The sequence below is a fragment of the Psychrobacter sp. TWP2-1-2 genome, assembly GCF_049896785.1.
Lineage (GTDB): Bacteria > Pseudomonadota > Gammaproteobacteria > Pseudomonadales > Moraxellaceae > Psychrobacter.
The window spans coordinates 1-17081 of sequence record NZ_JAFCVA010000012.1; the positions used below are offsets into that span (position 1 = coordinate 1).

At 43.1% G+C, this 17081-nt stretch carries 13 protein-coding genes; 8 read left to right on the forward strand and 5 right to left on the reverse strand.

Features of this window, described 5'->3' with window-relative positions; genetic code table 11:
* The first annotated feature begins 249 nt into the window (after positions 1-249).
* On the forward strand, positions 250-1446 hold the full coding sequence (locus ACP7AE_RS11115) for a hypothetical protein (RefSeq protein ID WP_201539533.1): 1197 nt from the start codon (positions 250-252) through the stop codon (positions 1444-1446).
* Between the two features lie 81 nt (positions 1447-1527).
* The gene (locus ACP7AE_RS11120) at positions 1528-3444 is read left to right on the forward strand and encodes a DUF262 domain-containing protein (RefSeq protein ID WP_426243094.1); all 1917 of its coding nucleotides are present in this window, start codon (positions 1528-1530) and stop codon (positions 3442-3444) included.
* Between the two features lie 96 nt (positions 3445-3540).
* On the opposite strand, the gene ACP7AE_RS11125 is transcribed toward ACP7AE_RS11120, so the two are convergent.
* A complete protein-coding gene (locus ACP7AE_RS11125; protein ID WP_426243096.1) occupies positions 3541-4452 on the reverse strand; it encodes a lysine exporter LysO family protein in 912 nt (303 codons plus the stop codon).
* 53 nt (positions 4453-4505) lie between these two features.
* The gene (locus ACP7AE_RS11130) at positions 4506-4634 is read right to left on the reverse strand and encodes a hypothetical protein (RefSeq protein WP_426243098.1); all 129 of its coding nucleotides are present in this window, start codon (positions 4632-4634) and stop codon (positions 4506-4508) included.
* 87 nt (positions 4635-4721) lie between these two features.
* Here ACP7AE_RS11130 and ACP7AE_RS11135 point away from each other — a divergent pair, with 87 nt between their 5' ends.
* From ACP7AE_RS11135 to ACP7AE_RS11145, 3 genes are read left to right on the forward strand one after another with little or no spacing between them, the layout of a single operon-like run.
* Positions 4722-7508, forward strand: a complete 2787-nt coding sequence (locus ACP7AE_RS11135; RefSeq protein ID WP_426243100.1) for an alpha/beta fold hydrolase — start codon at positions 4722-4724, stop codon at positions 7506-7508.
* Positions 7509-7511: 3 nt separating this feature from the next.
* On the forward strand, positions 7512-8726 hold the full coding sequence (locus ACP7AE_RS11140; RefSeq protein WP_426243102.1) for a patatin-like phospholipase family protein: 1215 nt from the start codon (positions 7512-7514) through the stop codon (positions 8724-8726).
* On the forward strand, positions 8723-9538 hold the full coding sequence (locus tag ACP7AE_RS11145) for an SDR family NAD(P)-dependent oxidoreductase (protein WP_426243104.1): 816 nt from the start codon (positions 8723-8725) through the stop codon (positions 9536-9538). The genes ACP7AE_RS11140 and ACP7AE_RS11145 overlap by 4 nt, the downstream gene beginning before the upstream one ends.
* A 7-nt stretch (positions 9539-9545) precedes the next feature.
* On the opposite strand, the gene ACP7AE_RS11150 is transcribed toward ACP7AE_RS11145, so the two are convergent.
* From ACP7AE_RS11150 to nadA, 3 genes are all read right to left on the reverse strand, one after another.
* On the reverse strand, positions 9546-10439 hold the full coding sequence (locus ACP7AE_RS11150; protein WP_426243106.1) for a phosphatidate cytidylyltransferase: 894 nt from the start codon (positions 10437-10439) through the stop codon (positions 9546-9548).
* 77 nt (positions 10440-10516) lie between these two features.
* Positions 10517-12433: an L-aspartate oxidase gene (nadB, locus tag ACP7AE_RS11155; RefSeq protein WP_201539540.1), complete on the reverse strand. Its 1917-nt coding sequence runs from the start codon at positions 12431-12433 to the stop codon at positions 10517-10519.
* A 1-nt stretch (position 12434) separates the two neighbouring features.
* Positions 12435-13574: a quinolinate synthase NadA gene (gene nadA / locus ACP7AE_RS11160; RefSeq protein WP_426243108.1), complete on the reverse strand. Its 1140-nt coding sequence runs from the start codon at positions 13572-13574 to the stop codon at positions 12435-12437.
* 285 nt (positions 13575-13859) lie between these two features.
* Between nadA and ACP7AE_RS11165 the strand changes: the two genes are divergently transcribed.
* The 3 genes from ACP7AE_RS11165 (at position 13860) to ACP7AE_RS11175 (ending at position 16924) form a co-directional block, all read left to right on the forward strand.
* Positions 13860-14948, forward strand: a complete 1089-nt coding sequence (locus tag ACP7AE_RS11165; RefSeq protein ID WP_426243110.1) for an NUDIX hydrolase — start codon at positions 13860-13862, stop codon at positions 14946-14948.
* A 170-nt stretch (positions 14949-15118) separates the two neighbouring features.
* Positions 15119-15979 carry a carboxylating nicotinate-nucleotide diphosphorylase gene (nadC, locus tag ACP7AE_RS11170; RefSeq protein WP_426243112.1) on the forward strand — a complete coding sequence of 287 codons (861 nt, stop codon included), beginning with the start codon at positions 15119-15121 and terminating at the stop codon, positions 15977-15979.
* Positions 15980-16282: 303 nt separating this feature from the next.
* On the forward strand, positions 16283-16924 hold the full coding sequence (locus tag ACP7AE_RS11175) for a MarC family protein (RefSeq protein WP_083475671.1): 642 nt from the start codon (positions 16283-16285) through the stop codon (positions 16922-16924).
* Positions 16925-17081 lie beyond the last annotated feature (157 nt).

Here is a 17081-nt window from a genome sequence, read left to right on the forward strand (position 1 = left end):
CCCATGTATTATCGGTGAGCACTGTTCTTGCCATAATTTAGAGAGCCCTGTTTGAAATAGTCTCTTTATTTTAAAGCCTTTATACTTACTTTTACAGATTAGGGACACGCCCTAGTAACTGATTTAAAAAACTACAAAGCTAATTATCATCAAAATGACCTAGGCTCAAACAGGTGTATCGAGTTTTAGTTTTTGTCATTTATTAATAAATAACCATAAAATAAAAATAACTACTCGAAGGCAAATCTCATGCTTATCCCTAAATACTGGGCGCAACACAAACAGCGCTTTGAATCGCTAGAAACGTCTAGTAACCCTTCCAAGCAAGCCACTATCAAACGTTATGGTTGGTCAGATATCAGCCAAATGGAAGCGCTATCCCATGCTAAATTGCGAGTCAATGACGCCCATGAGCGCTGGCTGGCAGGTGAAGATATCTTACGTCGTGAGCGCAAGGAAGAGTATAACGAAGGCAACGGCATTCCTATCCGTGAACAAATTGTCTCCGAGCATTCTTTCCCAGAGACTAAATTAACTAATAATAGCGCAACCGCAACGCAGCTTATCGTCACGCGTAACAGCTACGGTGCCCAAGTGGCTAACGTCGATAATATTGCCATTATCGATGTTGATAATGATGATTTATTGCGTCATATCTATCCTGATGATTATAACCATCATGGCTTTATGCCTGCCTTTCTCGTTAATCAAAGCAATCCCGCCAGCAAAATTAAAATTTGGTTTTTTGTTATTGTCTTTATACTTATTGCCAGTGTCATCGCTTGGCTAGGACTATCATGGTTGTGGTTATTGGCTGTTATGATTGGTGCGACCGTCTATTTGTGGCAACAAGCTAGTGTTAAAGACAAGGCCCGCGCGCAAAAATATGCCGATGACGCCGCCTCGTTACTGCCCTATATGACGGATTTAATCAAAAAACGTGTTGTTAATCATCCTACCGAATGCTTTCGTTTATATCAAACGCCAGCAGGCTTTCGTATTATCGCCACTCACGATGTTGTATCGCCAAGTGATAGCGTGGTCGAAGAATGGTTTGAGTATTTCCATGCGGATACCAATTATGTTCGTCTATGTCAGGTGCAGCAATGCTTTCGTGCGCGTCTCACTTCCAAACCATGGCGCATGAATGAGGTTAAAGATAAGAAGTTAGCTAAAGATATCCCTGCTAAGGACTTTTGGTTTGGCTCCGAGAACACAGATATAGATAGTAGCATTGAGCAACGTCAAGATGAGTTAAAAGCGCGTAAGCAGTGGATTGTTGACTATGATCGTTTTACCCAAGGCTATCGTGCTTGTCATTATGTCGAGAGTTTTTCTGGTAAAGAAACGATTGATAGAAATACAGCAGCTACGCAAGCTATTGATGCTTTTATCGAGTGGCATGATAGAGTTTGTCAGGTGGAAAAAAATCTAGAGATGGCTTGATAGGAAGTTTAATTCTAATTTATTTTCGAAAATGTTTTAAATTTATTTTATATTATTAACAACTAGAGGAAAGACCGATAAATGGAAGCACATGCTCGTAATCTAGAACGTATATTTGATAGTACTGTCTCTTATCAAATACCGTTATTTCAACGTCCTTACGTTTGGACAGAAGATAAAAACTGGTGTCATTTATGGGAGGATATAGTTGATGTCGCCGACCGTTATCTAGCGAATGAGAACTGTCGTAGCCATTTCTTAGGAGCAGTAGTATTAGAGCGTGATAACAATGCTACTGGTTCTATTGAGACTAGACAGGTTATTGATGGTCAACAACGCTTTACTACCTTACAGATAATGATGATTGCTATTAGAGACCTTTGTGAAAAGCACAGTAATACTAAGCTTTACGACAGATTTGATGGTTTAGTGAGTAATAAGCGTAGCAAGGTTGATTTGGATCAAGAAGCTTATAAAATTTGGCCTACCAACAGTGATCGTCCCGCTTTTGAGGTTGTACATCAACTGAGTCATTATGACGTAGAACAGTTAGCACAGCTCGATGACAAGATTAAGAATAGTCAAATATTTAAAGCTTATCAATATTTTACTAAGGTTTTAGAGGCATGGTTTGTAGAGCGTGATAATGTTGAAAATTGCTTAGATGCACTATGGCAAGTAGTACGTGAGTATTTACAAATTGTTGTCATTGATTTGCATTCGCAAGATGAAGCGCAGGTTATTTTTGAGACACTAAATGCCCGTGGTACACAGCTGTTACCCGCAGATTTGATTAAGAATTTTTTGTTTCGCAAAGTTGTTGGATCAGATAAAGAAGTAGAGCATCTATATACTGAGTATTGGCTCGCTTTTGATAGCGATTTTTGGCGTGAAGAGGTAAGTCAAGGGCGAACTAAACGTCCACGAATAGATTGGTTTTTACAAAATTACTTAAGCTTAATGCTACAAGATGACATTAAAGTATCGCATCTATTTGATTCATTTAAGGCCTATGTTAACGATACAGAAGATAATTATGATAAATTTAATAATCAATTTTTTAAGCATCCTAAGAGTACGACTGAGCATCTAATTGCTCTGAAGCAGTTCGCCAAGTTTTATCAAACCATTACTCAGCCTAAAGATGAAAGATTAGCTCTGTTTTTATATCGATTAGAGGCCGTAGATACGGCGACTGTTTATCCATTATTGTTATTGGCAACGATATTATGGCAGAGTCAACCTAATGAGTTACATAATTTTCTAAGCATTTTGGAATCATACTTAGTTAGAAGAATGGTTTGTGGGATGACTAGTAAGAACTATAACCGCTACTTTACAGACGTCATAAAAGATATATATCGAACCAAAAAAGAGTCTGATATTCCTATAAACGCAAAAGATGTACATACCATCTTATCTAAAAGTGATAGTGATAGTTCGCGGATGCCTGATGATATCGAGCTGAAATCTCAGTTGTTACAACGTCCAATGTATGGCCGTATCGCACAATATAAACTTAGGATGGTATTAGAGGCAATAGATGGTGCTTCACATCATTCCAAAGCTGAATTCATGCCAATTCAGAAAAACCTTACTATTGAACATATCTTACCTGAGAAATGGGAAAAGCACTGGCCACTAGAAAAAGAAGGTAAGTCAGCAGAAGATATTCTAGAACAAGAATCACGTAGGAATACGTTAAAAAATACGATTGGTAATTTAACACTAGTCACAAATAGCTTAAATCCTGCTATTTCTAACGGTTCATGGCAGACAAAGCGCCCAGAGATACTTAAGTATAGTAAATCTAATTTAAACCGTTATTTTCAACCAGAAACTGAGGATAACTTAAGTGTATGGAATGAAGATAAAATCCTTGAGCGCGCAGATATATTAGCTGATTTGTTTATTCAAGTGTGGCGTGCACCTTTGGCTAAGCTAAGTGAGACGTTTGATTATTCTATGGATAAAGTTTATTTTGCTATTGATGTTTAATAATTGGATATTAATATAATTGGCAGCGCAGGATAAAAGCTCTCTAGTGGGCTCACGTTAAACTCTATTAAAAAAGTTTAACGTGAGCCCTTATATTTAACCCAACGCCGAAAACACCACCATCAAAACAGGCGAGACAATATTAATAATAAAGCCAAAACTAATCGCTAAAGGCACTACTTTTAGACCACCTGATTGCTGAATAATTGGTAAGGTAAAGTCTAAGCTCGTCGCGCCGCCAAGCCCGACTGCTGCTGATGGATATTTACGCATAAACACGGGAATAAATATCAATGCAAAAAACTCACGTACCAAGTCATTAAATAGCGCGACACTGCCCCAAACCGCGCCATAAGCATCGGTCATGACGATTGCTGATAACGAATACCAACCAAACCCTGATGCCAAGGCCATTCCCTTAGTCCAAGAGACATCGCTAAACATCAGCGCAAATATCAAGCCACCAACCAATACAGCTAGTGTAAAAATGACACTCATCTCAACGCCGCGCTTATTCAACAGCACTTCTTTTAGCGTAATACCTGAGCCTTTTAAACCAATGCCGACCAACAAAATTAATATCATCAGCATCACAGTCATGGTATTTTCAGGCGGCATATAATTATCTGGTAAGAAATAACCAATCACCATACCAATGACCACACAAATAACTTGAGCGAGGCTACCACGGATACTCACGCGATGTTCTTTAGATTTTACGCTGGATTTTTTGGCATGCCATGGACGGAGTCGGTCAAATAACATCAGGGCAAATAAACCACTGCCAATTGTCAAAATCGATAGTATGGTCACATACAGCGCAATTTCGCCTATCTGACTGCCAAGTCCTTCAACTTGTGACAGCTCGATACCAATCAGCGCTAAGATGATAAATACCAGATAAGATAAGCCTTTATCTGCAAGTTTTGTCATGGTTGGATGAGAAGGAATGGCAAAGCCAATAAACATTGGCATTAATACCAGAACAAGGGTAACTAGGCTTTGCATAGTGATTGGCTCGCGGCATTTTCAAAGGCGTTTTTAAGAAGCTGGAAATTGTATCACATGAAACGACCAATACTGACATGAGCGGCTAAGATTCCTTGTAAAAGCCGACTGTTTAACGACCAAATATTGAGCGTTAAGATAAAATCCTGAATCACTAAGCCGTAAGTCAGGATTTCATTCATGATAATTTGACTGCTAACAACGCTTAAGTATTTACCTGACCAACTTTTGTTGCTACATTAATAGACTTACTATATTTGGCTTGCCTCATGTCGCTATATCAGCTCAAGTCTCAGTTTCAAGATCAGCTGCGCCCAATAAGTGATGCGTTGGTCGAGCAAAAGGTGACAGCAAATCAAGTGACGGTGTCAGCCGTATCATTGAGCCTTGGTACGGCCTATATGATTGCCAAACCCGCAACTGAGCAGCAGGCATTATGGTTGCTGTTACCTTCATCACTGTTTGTGCGTATGGCGCTCAATGCTATCGATGGCATGATGGCGCGTGAGCATGGGCAAGCCTCAAGGCTTGGGGCAGTGCTCAATGAAGTGGGTGATATCGTGGCTGATACGGCGCTTATCGCAAGTTTAGCTCCGCATGTTGCTAATGGTAATTTACAAGCGTCGGCAGTCAATTCACCAAACCGTATATCAATCCATCAGCGTCATATTGTCGGTCTGATTGCGCTTAGTATAAGCACTGAGTTACTAGGTATTACCAGTAATACGATGTTAGACATTAGAGCAAACCAAGGACCTCTAGGCAAAAGCGATCGTGCTTTTGTGCTCGGCGTGCTTGGCGCTTTTATGGCGACTAAAGCACCGACCGCGCTATCGCATATCAAAGTGGGTCCGCTATTGATACTGACAGAGGCGCTGCTACTAAAAACCTGCTTGAATCGCCTGCGTTATATGGCAGATTTATACTTGATGCGTAAACCACCCGCGCTTCGCTCAAATTACTCAGAAACTCTTGAGTCAATACCAGAGTCATCGCATAAATCAGTTTTCCTTCTTGGTTACCAAGTGAATGTTGGTCAACCCAATACGCTATTTTTCGATGCTGTTGCATCAAATTATTCGTTATTAAGCTATCCTCTATCAAATTTTTCTTCATTAAATGCGTCTTTATCAAATTCTGCTATTAAAACTTCCTTTTTGGAGCCTAAGATAATGCCGACCACCCCTCTCAATAGTCATGAAAAAGTGGAACAGGTTAGCGATATGCTCAATTCATCGTCTTCCAAATTGATAAGCGGTGAAAGTTGCTATAACGCTTACGATGGCACGGCGATTTATTATCGCTATTGGCTAACGATGCCTTTAGAGGGTATAAAAAAAGCCAGTCAGCCTCTGCGTCAAGTCATTTTATTACATCGTGGTCACGAACATTCGGGACGCTTAGCAGAACTTGGAGAGCAGTTTGCTATGGCAGGCTATCAAGTATTCGCTTGGGATGCGCGCGGTAATGGGCGCTCAGGCGGCATCAAAGACCATGCCGAAAGCGTCACCGAGCTTGAGCGCGATTTAGACGGTTTTGTGCAATTGGTTATCGGGCAAACGGGCATTGCTATCGAGGATACCTTAATTGTCGCCAGTAGTATCGGCGCGGTACTCGCCGCAGCATGGGTACATGATTATGCCCCAAATATTCGTGGCATGATATTGGGTACGCCTGCTTTAAGTATTCGCTTGTACATGCCATTTGCGATACCGTCGCTAAAGGTGGCTCGCGCGCTTGGACTGATGTCACGCGTGAGCAGTTACGTCAAAGCGCAAGTATTGACTCATGATAAAGACGCGCAGCAAGCCTACAATGCTGATCCGCTCATCTCAAACAGTATCTCGACCGACTTACTCATCGATACGCACGCAACGGGTCAACGCTTGCTCGATGATGCTAGCGCTATTACTGTACCGACGTTTATATTATGTGCAGGTAAAGATTACGTGGTCGATAAGCAGGCAGAGCGCGATTTTTATGAGGCGATTAATACGACTGATAAACGCTGGCAATTATATCCAGACAGTTATCATGCAATCTTTCATGAGACCAATAAAGCAGACGTCTTCGCAGATTGTATTAATTTCGCTGAGCAAGTATTCAGTAAGGACGTTAAAGCGCCTGATTTAAGCGCGGCTCATCTTAATAGTGCCAGTAAAGATAAGGTTGACCGTTTAGCGATTAAACCCTTTAACCCAAGCTTTGCCATTACTCGATTTGCCATGCAAAAATTTGGTCATGTCAGCGACGCCATTGCTACAGGTCTGGAGCATGGATTTGACTCGGGTCACTCGCTCGATCACGTTTATTATAATCAGCCGAGTGGGCAGAATAAATTTGGTCAAGCAGTCGATAAGTTTTACTTGAGCAATATTGGTTGGCAAGGAATTCGTATCCGCCGTGAGCATATATTGGAGCTGGCACGTGAAGCTCTGGCAGATATTGAAGACAAAAATCAGAGCAGTACTAAACCATACCAACCAAAACTACTCGATATTGCCAGTGGGCATGGCTTTTATGCCTTTGATTTACTGACAGAGTTTACTAACTTGCACGCTGAGCTACGCGATTATGAGCAGCATAATATCCAAGCCTTACAGGCAAAGGCGGAGCAGTTAGAGATTTCTGATCGTGTCCTTACTTGTCAAAAAGATGCGTTTGACTCTGCCAGTTATTCTTATTTACAGAAGGCAAGTGACAATACTAAAGGCCTTGACGATAAAAAATTCGATATTGCTATCGCCTCTGGCGTGTTTGAGTTATTTTCTGATAATACGTTACCAGCTACCGCGTTATCAGGTATTTATGACAGTTTAAAAGCTGATGGTTATTTACTTTATACCAATCAGCCGTGGCATCCTGAGCAGGAATTTATCAGCAAAACCTTAAACAATCATCGCGGTAGCAGTTGGGTGATGCGCTGTCGTTCGCAAGCAGAAATGGATCAATTGGTTGAAAATGCTGGCTTTAAAAAAGTCGCCATGCGTATCGATCGCTTTGGTATCTTTACCGTGTCGCTAGCGATTAAAACAGTACCGACTACTGATGAATGATAGATGAATAATCAAAGCGCTAAGCCTTATGAGCGTGTGCAGCTTTTTTCAGGGGGCGGTTCACGTTTCGCCTATTATTTGGGCAGCTATGCGGCATTGGTTGCCCATGATTTGACGCCAGATATTATCGTCGGCACTTGCGGTGGCAGTCTGTCGGCTTATTTGGTCAATCTAGCGCCTGATCCAAAGGATTTGCAGGCGCTCATGTGCAGTCGTGAGTTGTACCATACCATCACTGCAATCAGACATGTCGCGCCAAACGAAGCCAATAGACGTTTAAAAATACGTTATATGATGCAGGCGCTTAAACGCTGGCGCTTGTCACGGCAGCTGTCTAACCGCCAAAAACAGCAGCAAGTAGATAACTATGAGCGACTATTAAGTGAGTTGCAGCATTTAGCGATGTTTCGAATTGATGATGAGAGTCAATGGCTTGATGAGTTGTCTCATTTTTCTCCCAAGCATAGTCATAATTCGTTTAATACCGCCGCGCCAGAGATAGCCATTATCGCTAGCCGACTGTATCAAGCACCCAATCAACCCGGCAATCAAACGCCTACTGCTGATAGTTCTGTTTACGACGAGTTTAAGCTGCAAGAGTTGTTATTTGCACCACCTCGTTTGGCAGTATCAGAGCATTTTGATGAAATACTTAACGCACCTGCGCATACGTTTGCCGATAGGCGTATTCATCAGTCAGTAAATATCGTAAAGCAGTGGGAATTTAATTCAGCGGTTCGTGCTTCTATGGCAGATATGTATTATCTACCGCCAACGCATATTGAGACGCTCGGCTGGTGCTTAGGCGGGGTGATTAATCTCACGCCGATTGAGCTAGCATGTCAGTTGGGGCAGACGGTATTTGCAGAGACTAAGGCAGGTTATGATTCATGGCTTGCAGCTCCTGCGATCCAGCGCGTTTTTGGTTTTGACCCCAATGAGCGCTTGGCACAAGTGCATGGTTATGAATCAGCAGAAATACTGTCGCTCGTTGATTCTGCTGCAATCAAGCATCGAGTGAATCAGCTACACTGGTTGCCCTTTGCAGATAATGGTCAGCAGTTGGCAGGACAGCATGTACAAAAGCGTTTTAACATAAAACAACTGACGGTTGAGCTCATTCACAGTGACTATGACGGTTTTGTGCAGCAAATGCAGGCGCAATGGCAATATGGCTATCAGCGTACGGCTGACTATATACAGCAGCATGAGCTATGAAAAATCTTATAAAGTCGACTTCAGCTCATAAGCCGTCGCATCTTATCGTTTTCGGCGGTACGAGTGGACTTGGCTTGGCTTTGGCGCTGCATCATCAGGTGCTTGGCTGGCAAGTGAGCGTGGTTGGTCATAGCGTAGAGAAGATAGCCCATATCAATAGTCAGCATCCTAATATTGTCACTCACTGCTGTGATTTAACCGATAGCGCGCAAACACAATCGTTGTTAGAGATTTTATCTGATATCAGTTTTCAAAGGTTGATTTATAGCGCGGGTAGTTACACCAATGAGCGTGTTCATCATCTGAGTCAAGCTGACAGCGATAAAATGCTCGCGATTAATTTACAAGCATTTGAGCAGGTCTTTAGATGGGCAAGCGAGCAATTAAAACAGCAAAGTTATTCATTGGATTTTCATAAAAGCAACAAACTCAGCCTGATTTGTATCGCTTCTATCGCCGGTACTATGAATTACCCTTATGCCAGTCTTTATGCCAAAAGCAAACGCGCCATGATTGCGACTGCCAGCGCTTATCGAGCGGCACTTGCGCCGTATCATATCCAAGTCAACTGCATCGCCTCAGGTTATATCGATACTCAAGCATTACGCGATTTGAATGACGGCGATGCCAGTCATAAGCCATTCATAATAAATACGCAAACGGCGGTTAAGCATGTTATGCAAGCCATTGATGATGATGTTGAGCTGGCAGTATTTCCGCGCTCCATGCGTTATATCACTCGAGCGCTCAATCATTTGCCTAAGCCTGTGCTTAACTGGATATTACGCAGTAAATTGGATAAAACGACTTGATAATAGTTTACCCAAGCAGCCAATAAAACAAGGTAAATAGCGGCACGCCAATGAGCAAGCTATCTACTCTGTCTAATACGCCGCCATGTCCGGCGAGCATCGTACCCGTGTCTTTCACCCCATGCTGACGTTTAAAGGCGGATTCTAATAAATCTCCAGCGATACCACTAACCGCTAAGCCGTAAGCGGCTAATAAGCAAATCCACCAGTTAAAAGGCGTGAGCCAAATGCCTAATAACGTTGCCAATATCGCTGCTAGCATACTGCCGAAAAGAGCGCCTTCGATACTTTTATTCGGGCTAATAATTGGGGCAAGACCGCGCTTAAATAGTTTGTGACCAAGCAATCTTCCACATAAATACTGGGCAATATCATTAAATTGACTGGCGAATAACACAAAAAACAAAACGCCATACTGCTCGCGCTGCCAGATTAATTGTTGTAAAGCAATGAGACTGACAATCAGTGTGATAAAAGCAGAGCTAAAGACTAGGTCTAACAGATTTAGACGCGTATAAGCTTGAGTAGAATGGGAAGAGGTTTGGCTAAAAGGCAATATCTTGGGTTGTAAACCGCGTGCTTGCAGTTTCTCAATCAGCACAGACTTGCTTTGTAGACACCATAAGCGTTTGATCTCATAGCCGCCACGCAGACCAATTAAAACGAAAAAAGCAATAAGCAGCCACTGGTAGGGGTAGGTAGGAGGCTGTGAGGGTTGGCTATTATCCGTTATCTTAGCGATAACATAACACGCGCAAAGCGCCGCTAACATGAGCCACCATGAGCGCGCGATTAAATAGATTTTCGGTAAGCGCTGACGTAAGCTAGGTAGGGAAAGTATCGCCCAAACTGAACTGACGACTAACATTAGAATAATCACAAACCATGAATCAGAAGCCATGTTTTTAGCACTTTGAGGTCAATAGAAAACGGTGAATTACCGTTTTTCATGGCTAAAGTGGTAGCTTCCAATTGCTGTTAGATGTTAGCAACTGTATTTACCATTCTAGCCTCTGTGTCATCGATTATAGGCTGAAGCAGCCAATCAATGCCACCCTCTCTGCTGCCTGTTTTGTCAGCTTCTCTCAACTTCGATAATGGCGCAATCACACTGGTTCGAGGTGTGGATGCCAAATGCGGATAGTCTTGACGATAGTGACCACCGCGACTCTCATAACGCTGATAAGCTGACTGAATAACCAACGTGGCTAATTGTAATTGTCGTGCTAATTGAAATAGTGTCAGCTCATTAGCAGTGATAGTGCCATCTAAAGTACTCATACTGGACTGATTTAACCTAGTTTTTTCAAGCCACTGTTGCCATTGCTGTATCTGTATTAATATTTGCTCTAATGATTCGGCAGTTCGAGTGATACCCATATAAGAGGTCATTAAAACTTTTAATTCTGTGACTATTTTGCCAGCATAATCATGGGTAATGATATCAGTGTCATCACAATGAGATAAATTAAATAGAATGGTAGGAGAAGAAGGAAGCTTAATAGCTTGAATATCTTTAAGCGTTGGTGCTGTCCAAATGGCAGTTGCTAATAAGTTCGAGTGATCATAACTGGTAACGTGATTTAGATTTTCTAATGCTTTTAAGTATCGCGGTAAGTCAGCAGCGATATTGCGCCCAACGACTACGCATTCTAAAAGTGAATTACTTGCTAAGCGATTCGCACCATGCAAACCTGTATAGGCAACTTCGCCAGCTGCATAAAGCCCTGTCACATCGGTTACACCATTGGCGTCAGTAACCACGCCACCGCAACTATAATGCGCAGTCGGGGCAACGGGGATAGGTTCCCTAGTCATATCAATGCCGAGGTTGAATAATGTTTGATAAATCTGTGGGAAATGCTCCCGTAAAAATTGGTCTGGCAAATGACTGACATCTAAATGTACGTAGCCAAGTCCGTTATTACTGATCTGCTCAGCGATGGCGCGAGCGACTATATCGCGTGGTGCCAATTCTGCCCGTTCATCAATTTCCAACATAAAGCGCGCACCGGTTTGCGGGCAGGTCAGCCGCCCACCTTCACCGCGTAGTGCTTCCGATATTAAAAAACTACTGTCTGCCACTGCTAAGCCCGTCGGATGAAATTGGATAAATTCTAAATTTGCTAAGCGGCAGCCCGCTTGCAGTGCCATCATAACCCCATCGCCGACACAGACATTTGGTGCACTGGCACGCTTAAATAATTGACCCATGCCACCACTAGCCAGTACGACTGCGCGACTATAAAAAGTCAGTTGTCGTTGATTATTATGATCGAAAACTTGTGCCCCTTGGCATTGCTTATTTGGATTGGCACTGTTTGTTAAAAGGCTCAGCGCTTCATGATAAGGTGAAATAGTGATATTGGCAGCGTTTTTCGCCTTTATAGTCAAGGCTTCCATAATGTGTCGACCAGTCGCATCATCCGCATGTGCGACCCGCCTGCAACCATGCCCGCCTTCTTTGGTTAAATGTAAGTCGGCAGTTTGTAGTTCAGTCTGTAGTTTGGTGACAGGTTTTGCATTATCTTCTTGCGGTATTTGGGTAAAAGGCACACCTTGCTCACACAGCCATTGCACTGCCTGTTGCCCGGCACTTAAAATGCTGCTGGTATTATTAGCATCGCATAACCCTGCGCCAGCGATTAGGGTATCGGCAATATGGTCAGCGACAGAGTCCTCTTTATCCAAGCTTGCCGCGATGCCACCTTGGGCATAATGACTGGAGCAAATCTCTAAGGCGGCTTTGCTCAATACAGTAATATTCAGCGATTTTGGTAATGCTAGAGCTGTGCTTAAGCCCGCTAATCCCGCGCCAATGATAAGTACGTCAGTTTGTACCATAGCAGCAGGGCTATCGAGACCTAATGATTCCGCTGTCAATGCCGCGCTCATATTAGGCAGCCCCGACATTGGCAAACAGCTCACGGTCTTTGACAATATCACCGCTCGCTGTCACACGTTGCTTTTGCGCTTCGGCAAAATCAAGCATACGTTGCAAGGGCTTTTTAGCTGCGATTGCTAGCTCAGGCGTCATCAAAACTTCACCGCTGCGCTGCGTCAAGCACTGTTCAATACCTTTTAGACCATTCATTGCCATCCATGGGCAAAACGCGCAACTCTTACAACTGGCGCTTTCACCTGCAGTAGGTGCAGCCAAAAAACGCTTATTTGGCGAGCGCTTTTGCATTTCGTGCAAAATACCCAAATCGGTGGCGACAATAAAGGTATCGGCATCCATCTCATGAGTCGATTGCAACAGCTTACTGGTCGAGCCAACCACATCGGCGAGCGCCACCACGCTATCAGGGGATTCAGGATGCACCAATACTTTGGCATTTGGGTGTTCCTTTTTAAGTTGCATGAGCTCAGTTGCTTTAAATTCATTATGTACCAGGCACGAGCCTTGCCAAAGCAGCATATCTGCGCCAGTTTCTTTAGCAATATATTTACCTAAATGGCGATCAGGACCCCAGATGATTTTCTCATCATTAGCATGCAAATGGCGAATGATGTCGATGCCAACCGATGACGTCACCACCCAATCGGCACGGGCTTTGACGGCGGCGCTAGTATTGGCGTAAACCACGACTGTACGCTCAGGGTGAGCATCACAAAATGCGGAAAACTCGTCAGCAGGGCAGCCCAAATCAAGCGAGCATTCCGCTTCCAAGTCTGGCATCAGCACTGTTTTTTCCATACTTAAAATTTTCGCCGACTCACCCATAAAGCGGACGCCAGCGACCACTAAGGTCTGGGCGCTATGCGCTTGCCCAAAGCGTGCCATCTCCAGCGAATCACCCACGCAACCGCCCGTTGCCAATGCCAAATCCTGAATAAAGGGGTCGACATAATAATGGGCGACCAATACTGCATTATGCGCATTTAATAGCTGTTTGATATTTTCTTCAACTGCAAGCCGTTCAGCACGCGGCAAGTCTGCTGGCATTTTAGCTTTGGCATATTCAATATTCATTTGAGTGGCAATGCGATTGTCATTACTCATGATGGGCGCGTCGTAAGGATAAGTTTTCATAGATGCAAACCTTTTAGGCAGTAACGACAACCAATATGCCGCTAAAAATCAGTCAATTAATATCGCTGGCTAGTCAGATGTTTTAATTATGCTCATTTTGAGCATAAACACAAGTATTTTTTATGCATTTATGATTTGTACATTTATGATTTATAAAGACTCATTTTATATAATTACAACCACGAACTATGATAATCGTTGATTCAAGCTATACTGAGCAAATGGTCAACAGCTTAGCAGTTGAGCTTTATTTAATAATTAAAATAAAAGGTAATCACTAAAGTCATGACGTTGTCTTATTCACACGCGCATCAGCAAGGTAGTGGCACCACAGAAGTCGTGGCTGTGCTAGTCGCCATTACTGAGCATACCGCTCGGGTCTTAACCGTTGATCAAGGAAAGCTGTTACCCAATGGTCCATTGATGCCGTTGCATCGCTCATTGCAAGCGGGTGTGCGCCAATGGGTTGAGGAACAAACACAGCAACCACTTGGTTATTTGGAGCAACTCTATACCTTTGTCGATACCAATAGGCGCAACGTTGATGGTCACGCATTGGTCTACGTGAGCTATTTGGGACTGGTGCAAGAGACACAAACGCAGCAGCTACAAAGCCAAGCATTGTGGCGTGATTGGTATGATTACTTTCCTTGGGAAAATCATTTGGATGGCATACCTAGCATCATTATGAATAATATTGTGCCAGCATTACTGAGCTGGGCAGATAGCGCTAAAGATTCAGGCATTCAGCAGCGCCGCCGTCAGCGTATTGGTTTATGTTGGGGTGTAAGTGAAGCGCTCTTAGTGGGTAATATGACCACAAGTGAAAATGCGGATAATGAATACACAGCCTATGAGCATTATGAAAATAGAGAGTGGGTCGCTGAGCATGTGTTACTGCGCTATGAGATGCTGTATGAAGCGGGACTGATACCGGAAGCACCAAACTATCCACCCAGCTATTCAATGAATCATCAAAGCGTTCATCAAAGTGCTCACCAACCGAGCCATCAGAATAAGCTACCTGAAAACTGGTCACAGCTCATCGGTGTGCCGATGTATTATGATCATCGCCGAGTGATTGCAACGGCTATTTCAAGGCTGCGTGCCAAAATTGAATACCGACCGCTTATTTTTGGCTTGATGCCAGATGTATTTACCTTGTCACAATTACAACAAAGCGTAGAAGCGCTCTCAGGAGTGCGCTTGCACAAGCAAAATTTCCGTCGTTTGCTAGATTCACAAAAACTTGTGATGGAAACAGGACAGAGTAGTAGCGCCCAACGTGGTCGTCCTGCCAAGCTTTATCGATTTCGTCATGATATTGAACTACAAAGCTTATTGATGGATAGTAAGTTGCCTAAGCGTAAATAGGCGTCAATATACTACCTTGCCATCTTTATTTTGATGATTATAAAACCCTATCGGCTGCACAAAATGATGACGGTTCCTTGCGAGGCTGTTAACTTTACGCTATATTTATGCTCATTTTGAGTTTAATTGCATCAGCATATATGAACGCCACGTTTATTTAAGGGTTAAAAATGACAGTTAAAAAAGAACCAGCATTGGATGACGTATTGCTTAAACCTTTAGTTGAAGCTGCGCTAACTGAGGATTTGGGCAGACGCGGGGATGTCACATCACAAGCCACCATTCCAGCCGATATGCAAGCGAAGTTAGAGATTAAAGCGCGGCAAGCAGGCGTGATATGTGGTATGGATTTGGCACGTTTATCGTTTGCGATGGTTGATTCTCAGATTGAGTTTGTGGCTCAAGTTGCTGATGGTGAATGGGTTGACGCGGGTACAGTCTTGGCTAGTGTGCGTGGTAATGCGCGCCATTTGCTGACAGCAGAACGTACCGCGCTCAATTTTATGACCCACTTGAGTGGCATTGCGACAGATACCAGAAAAATTGTAGATAGTGTGGCAGAGTATCCTGCGCAAATTACTTGTACACGTAAGACCATTCCAGGCTTGCGCATTGTACAAAAGTACGCGGTACGCTGCGGCGGCGGGCGCAACCATCGTTTGGGACTGGATGATGCTATTTTAATCAAAGACAATCATATTGCTATCGCTGGTGATATAAAGACTGCGATTAGACAAGCACAAAACTTCGCTGGGCATTTAATTCCCATCGAAGTAGAAGTCGATACTTTAGCGCAACTAGAGCAGGCATTAGACGCTGGCGTGAGCTTGGTGCTATTAGATAATATGTCCCCTGAAATGCTAGCGCAGGCAGTAACGATGTGTAAAGGTCGCGCTAGAACAGAAGCTTCAGGTGGTATTACTCCTGAAACGGTGCAAGCCGCGGCAAAAACGGGTGTAGATTTTATTGCCATGGGTTATTTGACGCACAGTACCACGGCATTAGATATTGGTCTTGATTTTAGCGCATGATTTTCAACATGCCTGTCTTCACATACCTGTTTTAGCGATTAGGCTTTATGAGGTTTTTTACCCGCCAAATAGTGGCTGATAGGTCAATGTTGAGTAGTGGCTGATAGGTCAATGTTGAGCCTCTATTTTCGTTGATAGTCTGCTGTCAGAAAGGTAAGCAAAGTTAATGATTTAATTAGCTTATCTGCCTATGATACAATATAAGCTACAAAGTTATTGTTAACCATCTATTGGGTCATCGTTGCACTCGCACGATGACCTTATCTTTTTGCCCGATTTGACTAATAGACAAGCGAGCGCTCAGTGAATACTGAAATCATCAAGATAATCTTAGCCTTTATGGTACTGATTAATCCCTTTAGCGCTTTGACGTTATTTTTGGATTTGACCCGTGGTTATTCGATGAATAATCGACGCAAAGTGGCGCGTGTTGCTTGTTTGACGATTTTTATCACTATTAGTTTCTTTACGGTAGCAGGCGAGACATTACTAAAAGCACTTGGTATTTCTATCGGCTCGTTTCAGCTGGCAGGTGGTATCTTGGTGTTTTTGATTGCTCTTAATATGATGAATGGCGACGGTAATCCCGTGAAGCCCGATCAAGAAAACTTCGATGTTGACCATGTACAAGACGCGCCGCCCACCATGGCTGCAGCGGTTGTGCCTATCGCTATTCCAATGATGATTGGACCGGGTGGTATCTCGACGGTGATTATTTATTCTTCACAAGTCTCTGGTATTTTGCAAGTATCTGCCATATTGATTGCTGGTTTATTTATCAGTCTGTTTTGTTATCTAGCACTGATGGCGGCAGGTCGTATCAGTCGCTTGCTGGGTGATACTGGATTGAACATCATGAGCCGAATTATGGGGATGTTATTGGCGGCAGTTTCTATCGAAATTATCGTTAATGGCTTACGCACTTTATTTCCTGATTTAGTGTAATGACGCTGCTACGTTATGTTTGTCCGTCAGTTTTTTGATTTATTCCTCAATGGGCGTGTTGTGTATTCAACCTAGCACTGATAGTGCTGATTTATGCATGTTTAATACGTCCTAATGAAAAGTATGTGCCAACTCATATCAAATTTAAAAATCAAAG